General features: G+C 63.9%; 16 protein-coding genes. 10 read left to right on the top strand and 6 right to left on the bottom strand.

Annotated features, from left to right (window positions below):
- Positions 1–53 precede the first annotated feature (53 nt).
- Positions 54–1,682, top strand: a complete 1,629-nt coding sequence (gene groL / locus AC3CB8_RS25670; RefSeq protein ID WP_023775362.1) for a chaperonin GroEL — start codon at positions 54–56, stop codon at positions 1,680–1,682.
- Positions 1,683–1,876: 194 nt separating this feature from the next.
- Positions 1,877–2,374 (top strand): GAF domain-containing protein, encoded by a 498-nt coding sequence (locus AC3CB8_RS25665; RefSeq protein ID WP_352563536.1) that lies wholly within the window; start codon positions 1,877–1,879, stop codon positions 2,372–2,374.
- Here AC3CB8_RS25665 and AC3CB8_RS25660 read toward each other — a convergent pair whose 3' ends face one another.
- The 4 genes from AC3CB8_RS25660 to AC3CB8_RS25645 form a co-directional block, all read right to left on the bottom strand.
- Positions 2,375–3,439 carry a YeiH family protein gene (locus AC3CB8_RS25660; protein WP_352563537.1) on the bottom strand — a complete coding sequence of 355 codons (1,065 nt, stop codon included), beginning with the start codon at positions 3,437–3,439 and terminating at the stop codon, positions 2,375–2,377.
- A gap of 135 nt (positions 3,440–3,574) precedes the next feature.
- A complete protein-coding gene (locus tag AC3CB8_RS25655) occupies positions 3,575–3,961 on the bottom strand; it encodes an ester cyclase (RefSeq protein WP_352549484.1) in 387 nt (128 codons plus the stop codon).
- Positions 3,962–4,077: 116 nt separating this feature from the next.
- Positions 4,078–5,517, bottom strand: coding sequence for a PAS domain S-box protein (locus AC3CB8_RS25650; protein WP_352549482.1), 1,440 nt, complete (start codon positions 5,515–5,517; stop codon positions 4,078–4,080).
- Positions 5,518–5,582: 65 nt separating this feature from the next.
- Positions 5,583–6,476: a LysR family transcriptional regulator gene (locus AC3CB8_RS25645; protein WP_352595346.1), complete on the bottom strand. Its 894-nt coding sequence runs from the start codon at positions 6,474–6,476 to the stop codon at positions 5,583–5,585.
- A 141-nt stretch (positions 6,477–6,617) separates the two neighbouring features.
- Here AC3CB8_RS25645 and AC3CB8_RS25640 point away from each other — a divergent pair, with 141 nt between their 5' ends.
- The 6 genes from AC3CB8_RS25640 to AC3CB8_RS25615 all read left to right on the top strand — a co-directional run bounded on the left by AC3CB8_RS25640 (position 6,618) and on the right by AC3CB8_RS25615 (position 11,113).
- Positions 6,618–7,013 carry a (R)-mandelonitrile lyase gene (locus AC3CB8_RS25640; RefSeq protein ID WP_023775368.1) on the top strand — a complete coding sequence of 132 codons (396 nt, stop codon included), beginning with the start codon at positions 6,618–6,620 and terminating at the stop codon, positions 7,011–7,013.
- A 44-nt stretch (positions 7,014–7,057) separates the two neighbouring features.
- Positions 7,058–7,399 (top strand): carboxymuconolactone decarboxylase family protein, encoded by a 342-nt coding sequence (locus AC3CB8_RS25635; RefSeq protein ID WP_352563538.1) that lies wholly within the window; start codon positions 7,058–7,060, stop codon positions 7,397–7,399.
- Between the two features lie 2 nt (positions 7,400–7,401).
- The gene (locus AC3CB8_RS25630; RefSeq protein WP_352563539.1) at positions 7,402–8,391 is read left to right on the top strand and encodes an aldo/keto reductase; all 990 of its coding nucleotides are present in this window, start codon (positions 7,402–7,404) and stop codon (positions 8,389–8,391) included.
- A 252-nt stretch (positions 8,392–8,643) separates the two neighbouring features.
- Positions 8,644–9,108: a GNAT family N-acetyltransferase gene (locus tag AC3CB8_RS25625; protein WP_352563540.1), complete on the top strand. Its 465-nt coding sequence runs from the start codon at positions 8,644–8,646 to the stop codon at positions 9,106–9,108.
- Positions 9,109–9,124: 16 nt separating this feature from the next.
- The gene (locus AC3CB8_RS25620) at positions 9,125–9,508 is read left to right on the top strand and encodes an ACT domain-containing protein (RefSeq protein ID WP_023775372.1); all 384 of its coding nucleotides are present in this window, start codon (positions 9,125–9,127) and stop codon (positions 9,506–9,508) included.
- 171 nt (positions 9,509–9,679) lie between these two features.
- Complete coding sequence (locus tag AC3CB8_RS25615; protein WP_352563541.1) at positions 9,680–11,113, top strand: aldehyde dehydrogenase family protein; 1,434 nt, start codon at positions 9,680–9,682, stop codon at positions 11,111–11,113.
- Positions 11,114–11,176: 63 nt separating this feature from the next.
- Here AC3CB8_RS25615 and AC3CB8_RS25610 read toward each other — a convergent pair whose 3' ends face one another.
- A complete protein-coding gene (locus AC3CB8_RS25610; RefSeq protein WP_352563542.1) occupies positions 11,177–12,061 on the bottom strand; it encodes an AraC family transcriptional regulator in 885 nt (294 codons plus the stop codon).
- 273 nt (positions 12,062–12,334) lie between these two features.
- Here AC3CB8_RS25610 and AC3CB8_RS25605 point away from each other — a divergent pair, with 273 nt between their 5' ends.
- Together AC3CB8_RS25605 and AC3CB8_RS25600 are read left to right on the top strand one after the other, a co-directional pair.
- Positions 12,335–12,745 (top strand): antitoxin Xre/MbcA/ParS toxin-binding domain-containing protein, encoded by a 411-nt coding sequence (locus tag AC3CB8_RS25605; RefSeq protein ID WP_352563543.1) that lies wholly within the window; start codon positions 12,335–12,337, stop codon positions 12,743–12,745.
- Positions 12,739–13,437 (top strand): RES family NAD+ phosphorylase, encoded by a 699-nt coding sequence (locus tag AC3CB8_RS25600; protein WP_352595343.1) that lies wholly within the window; start codon positions 12,739–12,741, stop codon positions 13,435–13,437. The genes AC3CB8_RS25605 and AC3CB8_RS25600 overlap by 7 nt, the downstream gene beginning before the upstream one ends.
- Positions 13,438–13,487: 50 nt before the next feature.
- On the opposite strand, the gene AC3CB8_RS25595 is transcribed toward AC3CB8_RS25600, so the two are convergent.
- On the bottom strand, positions 13,488–14,360 hold the full coding sequence (locus AC3CB8_RS25595; RefSeq protein WP_352595341.1) for a LysR substrate-binding domain-containing protein: 873 nt from the start codon (positions 14,358–14,360) through the stop codon (positions 13,488–13,490).
- Positions 14,361–14,451: the final 91 nt, after the last annotated feature.

Below are 14,451 nucleotides of genomic sequence, written 5' to 3'. Positions count from 1 at the left end.
CGCGCGTTCGGCGCGGCGGCTGGCCCCCCTCAAACTCGATTGGATAAAAAATCATGTCTGCCAAGGAAATCAAATTCTCCACCGATGCGCGTGACCGCATGCTGCGCGGCGTCGAAATCCTCACCAATGCGGTGAAGGTGACGCTGGGTCCCAAGGGCCGCAACGTCATCATCGACAAGGCTTACGGCGCTCCGCGCATCACCAAGGATGGCGTCACCGTCGCCAAGGAAATCGAGCTTGCCGACAAGTTCGAAAACATGGGCGCGCAGATGGTGCGCGAAGTGGCCTCGAAGACCAACGACCTTGCCGGTGACGGCACCACGACAGCCACGGTGCTGGCCGCTTCGATCCTGCGCGAAGGCGCCAAGCTGGTCGCCGCCGGCATGAACCCGATGGACCTGAAGCGCGGCATCGACCAGGCCGTTGCCGCCGTCGTCGGGGAAATCAAGGCGAAGGCCAAGAAGGTCAAGTCGTCGGCCGAGATCGCGCAGGTCGGCACCATCGCCGCGAATGGCGACGCCAGCGTCGGCGAAATGATCGCCAAGGCAATGAACAAGGTCGGCAATGACGGCGTCATCACGGTTGAGGAAGCCAAGACCGCCGAGACCGAACTCGACGTCGTCGAAGGCATGCAGTTCGACCGCGGCTATCTCTCGCCCTACTTCGTCACCAATGCAGACAAGATGCGCGCCGAGCTCGAGGATCCCTATATCCTCATCCACGAGAAAAAACTCGGCAATCTCCAGGCGATGCTGCCGATCCTCGAAGCGGTGGTGCAGGGCGGCAGGCCGCTGCTGATCATTTCAGAGGACGTCGAAGGCGAGGCGCTGGCCACGCTGGTCGTGAACAAGCTGCGCGGCGGCCTCAAGGTCGCGGCCGTCAAGGCGCCGGGCTTCGGCGATCGCCGCAAGGCGATGCTGGAAGACATCGCGGTGCTCACATCGGGCCAGATGATTTCCGAGGATCTCGGCATCAAGCTCGAAAACGTCACCATCGAGATGCTCGGCCGCGCCAAGCGCGTGCTGATCGAGAAGGACACCACCACGATCATCGACGGCGCCGGCACCAAGGCGACGATCCAGGCGCGCGTCGCCCAGATCAAGGGCCAGATCGAGGAGACCACCTCGGACTACGACAAGGAAAAGCTGCAGGAGCGGCTGGCCAAGCTGTCGGGCGGCGTTGCCGTCATCCGCGTCGGCGGCGTCACCGAGTCGGAAGTGAAGGAAAAGAAGGACCGCATCGACGACGCGCTGAACGCGACGCGCGCTGCGGTCGAGGAAGGCATCGTGCCAGGCGGCGGAGTGGCCCTGCTTCGTGCCCGGTCGGCGCTATCGGGCCTGAACGGCGCCAATGCGGATGTCACCGCCGGCATCTCCATCGTGCTTCGCGCGCTTGAGGCGCCGATCCGCCAGATCGCCGAGAATTCCGGCGTGGAGGGCTCAGTGGTCGTCGGCAAGCTCGCCGACAGCAAGGACCACAATCAGGGCTTCGACGCTCAGAACGAGACCTATGTCGACATGATCAAGGCCGGCATCGTCGACCCGGCGAAGGTGGTGCGCACCGCATTGCAGGATGCCGGCTCGATCGCGGCCTTGCTGATCACCGCCGAAGCGATGATCACCGACATCCCGCCGAAGGACGCGGCGCCGGCGGGTGGTGGTGGCGGCATGGGCGGTTACTAGGGCGGCAGCTGGAAGGGCAGCCAGGTCTCGCGAGGTTGGCGCAATGGATCGCTGCCTTGCGTGCAAGCATCCGGCGGCTATCCTGATCTTGTGGCCTTCGCTGTGGTTGGGATTCACTGTAGACTGTTTCGGTGGGCCGTTGGTGTGGAGCTAACTCATCGACGGAACCGCGATTCCCAATTTGGAGACAAGTCATGTTCGCGGCCCAGGCCATTGATATCTCAGACAAGGCCGCGTTCTACCGCGGCCTTGCCAAGCAATTGAAGGCGCTGCTCGAGGGCGAGCACGATTCGATCGCCAACGCCGCCAACACCGCGGCGCTTATCTTCCAGATGGTGCCCGACCTCAACTGGGCCGGCTTCTATTTCCTGGCATCGGACGAGGAGTTGGTGCTGGGCCCCTTCCAGGGCAAGCCGGCCTGCGTGCGCATCGCCGTCGGCCAGGGCGTATGCGGCACGGCGGTCGAGCTCGGCACCTCGATGCTGATCAAGGACGTGCATGATTTCCCCGGCCACATCGCCTGCGACGCCGCCTCGCGCTCCGAGCTGGTCGTGCTGCTCGAGGACGAGGAGGGCGTTTTCGGCGTGCTCGATCTCGACAGCCCGCTGCCCGGCCGCTTCGACAGTGCCGACCAGGCCGGCATCGAGGCGCTGGCGGCGATCTATGTCGCGGCGAGCTCGTTCCAGGACTAGTTAGCCCGAGACCTTCACCAGCATCAGGCTGAAGCCGCCGATGAACAGGAAGGCGCAGAAGGCGAGCGCCAGCGGGCGCAGGCCGCGCAAGCGCAGTTGCGAAATGTCTGCCTGCAGTCCCATGGCGGCCAGCCCCATGGTGAGCATGATGGTGGTGGCCAGCACCACCGCCTGCTTCACTTCGGCTGGTATCATGACCAGGCTGTTCAACGCCACGACGGCGACAAAGGCGGCGACGAACCATGGCATGGGCGGGCGTGCAGCTGCCTGGTCGCTGCTCCCGCGGCGTGCCATCAGGCCGAGCGCGACGACCATCGGCGCCAGCATGGCGACACGGGTCAGCTTGGCGACGGTGGCGATCTCGCCTGACTGGGGGCCGTTCTGGAAACCGGCGCCGATGACCTGCGCCACCTCATGGATGGAGGCGCCGGCCCACAGTCCGAAGGCGTGCTGGTCGAGGCCGAGCAGTGGCGCCAGCACCGGGAAGCCGAGCATGGCGACGGTGCCGAACAAGGTGATCGAGGCGACGGCATAGGTGACGTCCTCGTCGCGCGCATTGGTGACGATGTTGGTGGCGACGATCGCCGAGGCACCGCAGATCGAGGTGCCGGCGGCGATCAACTGCGTCAGCTTGGCGTCGACGCCGATCAGCCTGCCGAGCGTGATGGTGAAGACGAAGGTGGCGCCAAGGGTCAGCGCGACGATGCCGACGCCGCCGGCGCCGATCGAGACCACCTGGCCAAGCGTCAGCTGGAAACCGAGCAGCACGATGGCGAAGCGCAGCAGGCGCTTTTGCGAAAAGCCTATGCCGGCCTTGGCGTGCACCGGTGTGCCGAGCACGTTGGAATAGATCATGCCGGCGACGACGGCCAGGATCATCGGGCTGAACAAGGCGAAACCGGACACATTGCGGGCCGAGAAGGCAACGGCCGTGATCATCGCCACCAGCACGATGCCGGGAATGACGCCGTTCCCCAGGGAATCGAGGCGCTTGCGGCGCTGGGCCAGATTCGCGGAAATCGGGCCTTTCGGAATACCGTTCGCGATGTAGGTCTGGGAAGACAATGCAATTCTCCGTGCGAGTACCACGGAGAAATGTCATTCCAAGACTAATCTTTCCAACGAATTATTTTCGTTAGAACGATCGATTTTTACGAACGGTCTTAGGCACGCTTCGAAAAGCTGACAAAAGGGGCCGGCCTACAGCTGCGCTTCGATCGCCGCCTTGTCGATCACCGACCAGACGTGCCTGATCCTGTCGTCGAGAAACTCGTAGAAGACGTTCTCACTGAAGGACACTTTCCTGCCGTTGACGGGCAGGCCGAGGAAAGTTTCCTTCGGCGTGCAGTTGAATTGAAGGCGGCTGGCTATGAACGGCGCATCGGCGATCAGCAGCTGGATGTCGAAATAGAGATCGGGAATTTCGCGAAAATCCCCCTCCAGCATGTCTCGGTAACCCGCCAGGCCGACCCGGTCGCCATTGTAGTGCACCTCCTGGTGTACGAAGCGGTCCAGGCTCCGCCAGTCCTGGGCGTTGAGGCAGGCGATGTAGCCACGATAGTTCTTGGCAAGATCTTCATCGGTCATCGCAGGCTCTCCGTGCTTTGGCCAACCGCATGTCTTCCACGACTGTTCCGGACGGCGACAAATGCTTGTTCGGGGAAGACATAGAGCGGCGATGCCGGAATGCGAGTGCGGCGGCATCAGGGAAGGACTTCGAATTCCGGTCCGCCGATCACCTCGTCGATCGCTCGTGGGTCGACGTGCTCGCTGTCCACCGAGGCTTCGAGCTGCGACAAGGGTGCTTCAAGGATCCAGGTGACGCCGTGGCTGTCATATTCGAGAACGCCGGTGCCGCTTACCGCTGCTGGAGCGACGCGCTGGAGCACAACGGTGCCGAAACCGCCATGGCCGATGTTCTGCACCTGAGGACCATCGCGCTCTTTCCAGATCAGCTGGAACCGTTTCAGGTCGCCTGCCTTGCTCACCTTCCATTGCACCGATATCGTTCCCTCGGCGGCCGAAAGTACGCCATATTTGGCGGAATTGGTCGCCAGTTCATGAAACGCGATGCCGAGATACTGAACGGCATTGGGGCTCAGCGTCAGGGAAGGGCCAGCCATGGAAATCCGTTCCTCGTTGCCGAACGGTTTGGCTTGTGCAAGGAGCAGCTCGAAAATCGTCGCGCCTCGCCAGTCGCCGGACACCAGCAGGTCGTGCGAGAGCGACAGTGCCATGATGCGCTCGCGCACCTGGCGTTCGAACTCCGCCGGTGTCGAGGACCTCTTGCTGGTCTCGCGGATCATAGAGATGATGACGGAATACTGGTTCTTGACCCGATGGTTGACCTCGCGCATCAGCATGCGGATGCGATATTCGCTCTCCTTGGCTGTCGAGATGTCGCGGGCGATCTTGGAGGCGCCGATGATCTGGCCGACAGCATTGCGTACGGGCGAGATCGTCAGGGATACGGGCACGAGGCTGCCGTCCTTGCGACGGCGGATGGTCTCGTAGGTCTCGACCCGCTCGCCTTTGCGGATGCGCTCCAGTATGCGCGGCTCCTCGTCCAGATGGTCATCGGGTATCAGCATCGTCACGGATCTGCCGACCGCTTCGTCGGTGGTGTAGCCGAACAGGCGTTGGGCGCCTGAGTTCCAGCTCTTGATGACGCCGTTCAAATCCTTGCTGACGATTGCATCGAAGGAGGATTCCACGATGGCCGACAGATGATGCCTGGCCTCGTCGGCAAGATGCCGGTCGGTGAGGTCGAACAGCATGTTGACGGCGCCGACCAGCTTGCCCTGATCGTCATGGAGCGGGGTGGGATAGGGAAGGAAGGGCACGCGCGTGCCGTCGGGACGCTGCGAGATGGCCGACTGGTTTCTGATCGGCCGGTTCTCCCGCAACGCAACGGCCATCGGGCATTGGTCGTGCGGCAACACCTGCCCGTCGGTCGTGAACAGCTTGTGCGTCACGCACCACTGGTCTTTTCCGAGCTCGGGCTCGCGCCCGGCAAAATCAGCCGCGGCCCGGTTGAAATAGGTGATCCTGCCATCGCTATCGGTCGTGTAGATGGCGACGGGCAGATTATCGAGGATTTGATGGGATAGATCGAGCGTCGAGCTGTTCGACAGGTCCGTCATGCGCAAGGTTCCATTTAACCACCGTGAACGTCGTCGGGTTGAAACGGTTCCGCTGGACCTGTGGGCTAGCCGCGATAGCGCAGCGCATCGAGCAGAAGCGTAAAGGCGGGCGTCGCCTGGCGGCGGCTGGGATAGTAGAGGTGGTAGCCGGGAAACGGCGGGCACCAGTCGGCCATTAGCCGCAACAATCGGCCATCGGCGAGATGCGCCGTCACTTGGTCCTCCGGAAGATAGGCGAGGCCGACGCCGGCCAACACGGCATTCATGCGCAGCCCCGCCGTGTTGAAGATCAACTGGCCGTCGACGCGCACCTTCAGTTCGCGTCCGGCCTTCTCGAATTCCCAGGCGTAGAGCCCGCCATGGGTCGGCAGGCGCAGATTGATGCAATTGTGATCGGTCAGGTCCTGCGGCGTGCGCGGCTTCGGCCGTCTGGCGAAGTAGGCCGGCGAGCCGACCACCGCCATGCGCATGTCGGGACCGATCCGCACCGTGATCATGTCGCGCGCCACCTGTTCGCCCAGCCGTACGCCGGCGTCGTAACGCCCGGCCACGATGTCGGTCAGGCCGTAGTCGACGACGATCTCGACCCGGATGTCGGGATATTGCGGCAACAGCCGGGCGATGGCCGGCCACAGGACCGTGTCGGCCGAATGTTCGCCGGCGGTGATGCGGATGGTTCCGGCGGGCTTTTCTCGCAATGCGCTCAAGGCGGCGAGCTCACTCTCGATCTCATCAAGCCTCGGTCCGACGGTGCGGGCCAGGCGTTCGCCGGCTTCGGTCGGCGAGACACTGCGCGTCGTGCGGGTCAATAGCCGCACGCCCAGCCGCTCTTCCAAGCTCCGTAAGGCATGGCTGAGCGCCGATTGGGATACGCCAAGCTTGGCCGCCGCCCTGGTGAAGCTCTTCTCGCGCGCGACCGCGAGGAAGGCGGTCAACTCATTCAGATTGTCGCGTGGCATTGATGAATTTATCTCATAAGTACATGCCGGATATAGCAGCTACTCCTGACTATCGCAGCCCCTAAATAGATCGCCATCGGCCGAACACGCCGGCGCTCCTGGCCTAGCGGCCATGTCCCGGCATCACGAAAGGACGGAAACGTGGAGATCACACGAAGCGGCTCGCAGCACTCGGCGAAGGGGCCCGCCGAATATTTCACCGGCGCGGTGCGCATCGATGCACCCTTCAAGGGCAGCGACCCGGCCCGCGTCGGCGGGGCCACCGTGACCTTCGAGCCCGGCTCGCGCACGGCCTGGCACACGCACCCGCTCGGCCAGACGCTTATCGTTCTGTCTGGCGCCGGTCTGGTGCAATGCGAAGGCGGGCCGATCCAACAGATCCGTCCCGGCGACATCATCTGGTTCGCGCCCGGAGAAAAGCATTGGCATGGGGCGTCGCCGACAACGGCGATGAGCCATATCGCCATTGCCGAAGCACTCGACGGCAAGGTCGTCGACTGGATGGAGCATGTCACCGACGAACAATACGGGATTTGACCGACCAGGCCCCGTCCTCACCGATGACAAAGAAGGAGACCCTGATGACCCATGCCCCAGCGCTTCCCAAAAGCCCTTTCTCCGACATCGCTCCAGCACTCGGCACCTATACCGACGAGGTGCTTTTCGGCGACGTCTGGAAACGCTTCGGCCTCTCGCCGCGCGACCGCGGCCTCGTCACCGTCGCCAGCCTGGTCTCGGGATACCGGATCAACGAGACGCCGTTCCACATGAAGCGGACGCTCGAGAATGGCGTCACCCCGGATGAGCTCATCGAGGCCATCACGCATCTTGCGTTCCATGCTGGATGGCCGCCGGCAAGCACTGCGATCGGCATCGCCCGCAAGGTCTTCGAACAGGCCGACGCCGAGAAGAAGGGACACTGACGATGCAAAAGCGCACACTTGGAAACAGCGGCCTCGAAGTCTCGGCCATCGGGCTGGGCTGCATGGGCATGAGCCAGTCATATGGGCAGCCGATGGCGACACCGGATGCAGTCCGTCTGATCCGGGCGGCATTCGAGCGCGGTGTCACCTTCTTCGACACGGCGGAGGTCTACGGACCGTTCAGGAACGAAGAGGTCGTCGGCGAGGCGTTGCGGCCAATCCGCGACCAGGTGGTGATCGCCACCAAATTCGGCATCGACATCGCCGGTGCGGCCGGGCACCAGGGCATGGACAGCCGGCCGCAGCATATTCGCGACGTCGTCGAGGCCTCTCTCAAACGGCTGAGGACGGACTACATCGATCTTCTCTACCAGCATCGGGTCGATCCGGTCGTGCCGATCGAAGAGGTGGCTGGCGTGGTGAAGGACTTGATCAGCCAAGGCAAGGTGAAGCATTTCGGCCTCTCCGAAGCGGGCGCGCGCACCATCCGCCGCGCTCATGCGGTGCAGCCGGTCGCCGCGCTTCAAAGCGAATATTCGCTCTGGTGGCGTGAACCGGAGGAGGCGATCCTGCCGGTCCTCGAGGAACTGGGAATCGGCTTCGTGCCTTTCAGCCCGCTGGGCAAAGGTTTCCTTACCGGCGCGATCAACGCCAGGACGACGTTCGATGCCAACGATTTCCGTAACAGCGTTCCGCGGTTCACGGAGGAAGCCCGCCAGGCAAACCAGGCACTGGTCGACGCCATCGTCGCGATCGCGGCCGACAAGAACGCGACATCTGCACAGGTCGCTCTTGCCTGGCTGCTGGCGCGGAAGCCCTGGATCGTTCCGATCCCAGGCACGACCAAGCTAAACCGCCTTGAGGAAAACATCGGATCTCTTGCCGTTGCACTGACCGCTGAGGATCTTCGCAATATCGAGAACGCGGTCTCGGCGATTGCCGTTCAGGGAGAACGATACTCCCCGCAACAGGCGGCGAGGATCGATCGCTGAGGGTCGCTGAATCAGGTCCGGCAGCCCGGCGACCGATGCCTTCGGTGTCTTGACGCGGGACCGTTGCTGCTCCAGCTTGCCGCCATGTTCGTTCCCGCGCCCCTCGTCACCAAGCGACGCCGCTCCCGCCCAGCACGAAGCGGCACGCTGATTGCGCGACGACAAAGGCCGGCAAGATAAATCCGGTTCGTTCGTTTTCAGCCCCGCCCGCGACAACAGCCGGCGGGGTTTTTCCATGCCTGGAGCACTGTCATGGCCATCAAGTCCACCATCCGGTTTCGGCCGGCCGAAACCGCCGATGCCGCCACCATCCGCAACATCGTGCGTGCCGCCTATGCCAAATGGGTGCCGGTGATCGGGCGCGAGCCGCTGCCGATGCGTGCCGATTACGACAAGGCCGTCGCCGAGCATCCATTCGAACTCGCTGTCGAGGACGGCCGCCTTGTCGGCATGATCGAGACCACGCTGGCCGACGATCACCTGTGGATCGAGAATGTCTGCGTCGCGCCGGAGGCGCAGGGCAGGGGCATCGGCCGGCTGGTGCTGGAGCGTGCGGAAACCAAAGCGCGCGAGGCAGGCCGCCCGGAGCTTCGCCTGTTGACCAATGGCGCCTTCGAAGCCAACGTGTCGCTCTACAAGCGGCACGGCTATACAATCGACCGGGAAGAGCCGTTCATGAATGGCGTGACGGTCTATATGAGCAAGAGGTTGGCATGACGATCGGAGCGCGACGATGGCTGCCAGGATAACGCTGAAGCAACTGTCCGGGCTCTATGCGATTTCGCGGCTCCAAGCCGCTGACGGCATCCCCGGCTGGGCGGACGGACCAGGTTTCGTTAGCATCACCAGGACCGACGACGAACTCTCGATCACCTGCCTTCAGGACCGCGTGCCGGATGCCGTCAAGCATGACCGCGATTGGGTCGCCTTCAAATTGCAGGGGCCGTTTGCGTTCGACGAAACCGGCATCGTGCTGTCCGTCATCAGGCCGCTGTCGGAAAACGGGCTGGGCATCTTCCTGGTATCGACCTTCGATGGCGACCACCTGCTGGTGAAAGCGTCAGACGAGCCCGCGGCAAGAGGCTTGCTGGGCGAAGCCGGGCATACGCTGCTATAGTCCGCTCATCGCTGGTCCAGTCCTTTTGCTCAACGAGTGGCGCGCTGCCTCAACCACTGGCGCGCTGGCTCAACCACTTCGGGGGTTGCGTTTGACAGCGCCGTTTGTGCATCGTTATTTCTAGCCAGATATCACGGCCTGACCAGCCATGCGGCACCCCAAGGAGAGACCATGTCACACGATCTGCAGTTCTACATCGATGGCGCGTGGGTCGATCCTGTCGTGCCCAGCACGCTCGACGTCATCGATCCATCGAACGAGGACGCTTTCGCGCGGATTTCGCTCGGCTCCAGGGCCGATGTCGACAAGGCGGTGGCCGCCGCCAAGCGGGCCTTCAACACATATGGCTTCACCGCGGTCGAGGAGCGCCTCGACATACTCAACCGCGTCATCGAGGTCTACAAGAAGCGCAGCAAGGACCTGGCGATCGCCGTGTCGCGCGAGATGGGCGCGCCGCGCCAGATGGCGCTCGACAGCCAGGTCGGCATAGGCTTGGCGCATCTGGCCAAGATGGCCGAGACGCTGAAGAATTTCCAGTTTCGCCATGTCAAGGGCAACCATCTCGTGGTCAAGGAGCCGATCGGCGTCGTCGGCCTGATCACGCCGTGGAACTGGCCGCTGAACCAGATCACCTGCAAGGTCGGTCCGGCACTCGCCGCCGGCTGCACCATGGTCCTGAAGCCGTCGGAGATCGCGCCGCTCGACGCCATCATCTTCGCCGAGATCATCGACGAGGCCGGCGTGCCGAAGGGCGTGTTCAACCTGGTCAACGGCGACGGCCCTGGCGTCGGCCAGGCGCTGTCCAGCCATCCCGACATCGACATGATGTCGTTCACCGGTTCGACCCGGGCAGGCATATTGGTGGCCAAGGCGGCCGCCGACACCGTCAAGCGCGTGCATCAGGAGCTTGGCGGCAAGTCGGCAAACATTCTGTTCCCGGATGTCGACCTCGCCACCGCCGTCAGCAAGGGCGTCGCCGGCTGCTTCAGCAACAGCGGCCAGTCCTGCAACGCGCCGACGCGCATGTTCGTGCCGCGCGACCGCCACGACGAGGCCGCGGGACATGCCAGGACGGCGGCGGAAAAATTCACGGTCGGTCCGGCCGACAGCGCCAACACCAAGCTCGGCCCCGTCGTCAGCCAGGTCCAGTACGACAAGATCCAGGACCTGATCCAGAGCGGCATCGACGAGGGTGCCACGCTGGTCGCCGGCGGCCCTGGCCGCCCGGCCGAACTCAATCGCGGCTACTATGTCAGGCCGACCGTGTTCGCCGACGTCACCCACGACATGCGCATCGCGCGCGAGGAGGTTTTCGGGCCCGTGCTGGCGATCCTGCCCTACGACACGGTCGAGCAGGCTGTCGAGCAGGCCAACGACACCGTCTACGGCCTTGCCTCCTATATCCAGGCCAAGGACCTGCAGAAAGCGCGCGAGGTCGCGGCGCGCATGCGCTCGGGCAATGTCTACATCAACTATCCCCAATGGGACGCCGGCCTGCCCTTCGGCGGCTACAAGCAGTCGGGCAACGGCCGCGAATACGCCGAATACGGGCTCGAGGACTTCCTCGAGATCAAGGGCATCGCGGGCTATGAGGCGGCGGAGTAGTGCAGGACTTCGGGCCAGCGCAACGCCGGCCCGGTCAGAAGGGACAGTCCCCGCCATAGAGCGCTATTTCAGCGGCAGAAACAATTCGCAGACCACATCAGGCACCGGCACATTCGGGAACATCGAAAAGTGCCGTTGGCAATAGATCGGGAAGTCACGCGCTTCCTGGCCGCTGGCGGGAAGCCAGTCGCGATAAAGGTAGAGCGCGGCCGGCTCCAGATTGTTGGTATTGTGGACGACGCGCAAAACGGCGCAACGTCCGCCGGGGATCACACCAGCCTTCATCTGCTCGTCATCGGCGTCGATCGGCAGGCCAGTCCCGACACACAGGTCCATGCTGTAATCGGCTGGGTTGGCGGGAATCCTCTCGGAACGGAAAACGTTGAAGGTCGGGCTCGTCTCCGGTGACAGGCCGGCGGCCTTGCGCCAGGCGATGAACCGCTGGATGGTGTCGCCGAGTGTGGCCCGGTCGCCTCGATGTTCCATGATCGCTACCGGCGTCGGGGGCACATCGCGGATCGTCACGTCGTCGTGGTCATAGGTAATGTGCATGAGCTTGCTCCTCGCATTGTCCATAGGCCCGAAGGCCGCAAGCCACGGTGCCCAGTCGGGCGACTTCCGGAACGATGAAGGAGACTGCCCGAACCGTTGCCGAAAGGCGCGGGCGAAGGCGTCCGGTGCATCGTAACCGGCATCCATTGCTATATCCGTGACGCTTTCGGCATCCCTGAAGGCCAGCCGGTATGAAGCGCGCTTCATGCGGGCAAGCTGGACATAACGATGCACGGACAGCCCGAAGGTTGCCGTGAACTGCCGGTGGAAATGGTATTTGGAGAATGCCGCGATGCCGCTCAAAGCGTCCAGGTCCAGATTGCCGTTCAAATGCTGGTCGATATGATCCAACACTCTCTGCATCCGGGCATGGTAGTTTTGAAGCGCCGCCTTCATCTTCCGTCCTCCGTGGCAGCACCAGCTAAAGCGTACGCGGACATGACGCGCTCGACCGATCTTGCGGTTTGTCACGGGTCGCGGAACCGCGCCAAGGACCGTTTAGGGGCACCGCCCGGCCTTAGTTGGGAATCCAACCACCGGGAGATTCGACTGTACTTATATTGTTCGGACCGTCTAATCCGCCATCAGTGCGGTCTTCACCAGCAACGGCGCCTCGCCTTGCCAATTGGCATATACGTGCTATATATCTGCCATTAGCGAGGTGTAGACATGCAGCTTCAAGCCATCACCGCCACACCGGCCACGGTCGGCTCAGCCATTTCGGATGAAGAGGCAGGCGCCTTGGCGCGTACCACGGTCAATCTGTTCAAGGCCTGGAATCTCACCGACTTCGAGGCCTGCGTCCTGCTCGGCGGCATTTCGGCGCGCACCTGGGCGCGGTGGAAGGAGGGCGGCATCGGCCGGATCGACCGCGACCTGCGCACCCGCATGGCGCATTTGATGGGCATCCACAAGGGGCTTCGCTACCTCTTCACCGAGCCGGCGCGCGGCTATGCCTGGATACGCAAGCCCAATGACACCTTCGGCGGGCAGTCGGCGCTCGACCTGATGCTGCGCGGCGACCTTTCCGATCTGGCGGCGATGCGCGAATGGCTCGACGCGGAGCGTGGTGCATGGTGAGTGGGCTCGCGGACCGGCGCCGCGTCCACTGGCCCCAGACCTATCGCATCATCCGCTCCATCCATCCGCCGATCGATCTCTTCGAAGACATCGCCGATCCGCGCGACTGGGACGCGCTCGCCGCCGTCGAGGAGAAGACCAACCCCCGCATCCGGCTGGAGCTTGGCGATCTCGGCAAGGTGCCGGCCGCAAGGCGGGTTTCCGGTCCCGGCGCCAGTTTCGTCATGGCGCCTTTCGTGCATTGTTCCCTACTTCGGCCCGGCCGTTTTTCGGACGGCAGCTACGGCATCTACTATGCCGGCGACAGCGAGGACGTGGCGCTGGCCGAAACCATCCACCATCACCAGAAATTCATGCGCGCCACCAAGGAGGCGCCCGGCTGGACGGCCGATTTCCGCGTGCTGATCGGCAGCGTCGATCGCGACCTCGACGACGTCAACGCCGTGCCCGACGTGCGCGATCCCGACGACTACACGGCGTCGCAGGCGGAAGGGCGGGCGCTCAGGGCCGCCGGCAGCGACGGGCTGGTGTGGAACAGCGTGCGCATGCCCGATGGGGAGTGCATCGGCATCTTCTGGCCCGACGTCATCGGTGTCCCTGTTCAAGGCCGCCACTACAGTTACCACTGGGACGGCGGCCGCGTCGATTTCGTGCGCCAGCACGACACGGGCAAGGTGCTGGAAGTCGTGTGAGCGAAGGCCGCTGCGGCGACCAGTCCCAAGCCTTTACCTGATCGACAGGTTCACACCAGCGCCGCCGCCAGCAATTTCGCCTGCGGCGTCAGCGCCTCGAAGTTTCGGGCGCACAAATTGAGCTGGCGCGTGGCCCAGTCGTCGCCGAGCCGCAGGCCGCGCAGCGCGCGGGCGGAACGGCGCGCGGCACTTTCTGGTACGATGGCGATGCCGGCCCCTTGCGAGACCAGCCGGCAGACATTGTCGAGGCCGGCCACGCGGATGCGGAAGTGCAGGTGGCCGCCGAGCCTGGCGGCCTGGCGGGATATATGCTCCTGCAGGGGGTGGCCGGCGCTCAAGCCGACAAAGGCTTCGCCCAGAATGTCGGCGAGGCTGACGGTATTTCCTTCGAGGCCGGGCTGGGTCCGCGCGGCGATCACCACGAGCCGGTCGACGAAGAACGGCTTCTGCTCGAGATGCGAAAGGCCGGCCCATGTGGCGGCGATGCCGAGATCGGCCGCACCGTTCGCCACCGCCTCGGCGATCTCATGGCTGGGGCGTTCGTCGAGGTCGATGTCGATGCCGGGATGCGCGGCCAGGAAGGCCGGAAGTGTGCCGCGCAGCAGCTCGCTGGTCGCCGCCGTATTGGCCATCAGCCGCACGCGGGCCCGCAGGCCCGTGGCATAGGCGCCGAGGTCGCCGGCCATGGCCTCGATCTGGTTCTGCACCGCGCGCGCATGGTGAAGCAGCGCCTGCCCGGCCGCCGTCGGCACCACGCCGCGCCGACGCCGCTCCAGGAGGGGCGCGCCGAGGCTTTCCTCCATGCCCTTGATGCGCGCGCTGGCCGAGGCCAGCGCCAGGCCGGCGAGTTCGGCCCCATGCGTGATGCTGCCGCGTTCGGCGACCAGCAGGAACAGCCGGAGGTCGGTGAGGTCGAAGCGCATTTTCCGCTCCTAAAATCGTGTCGATGCCTGATCAGCCTTCGTTCAGGCCGAAGGCTGGCAGCACAAATTCCACATTGTGGGCAACCGACAA

This window comes from Mesorhizobium sp. P160927, assembly GCF_057766385.1.
The sequence above is the reverse complement of the archived record's forward strand: the minus strand, read 5'-3'. Positions and strand labels throughout refer to the sequence as shown.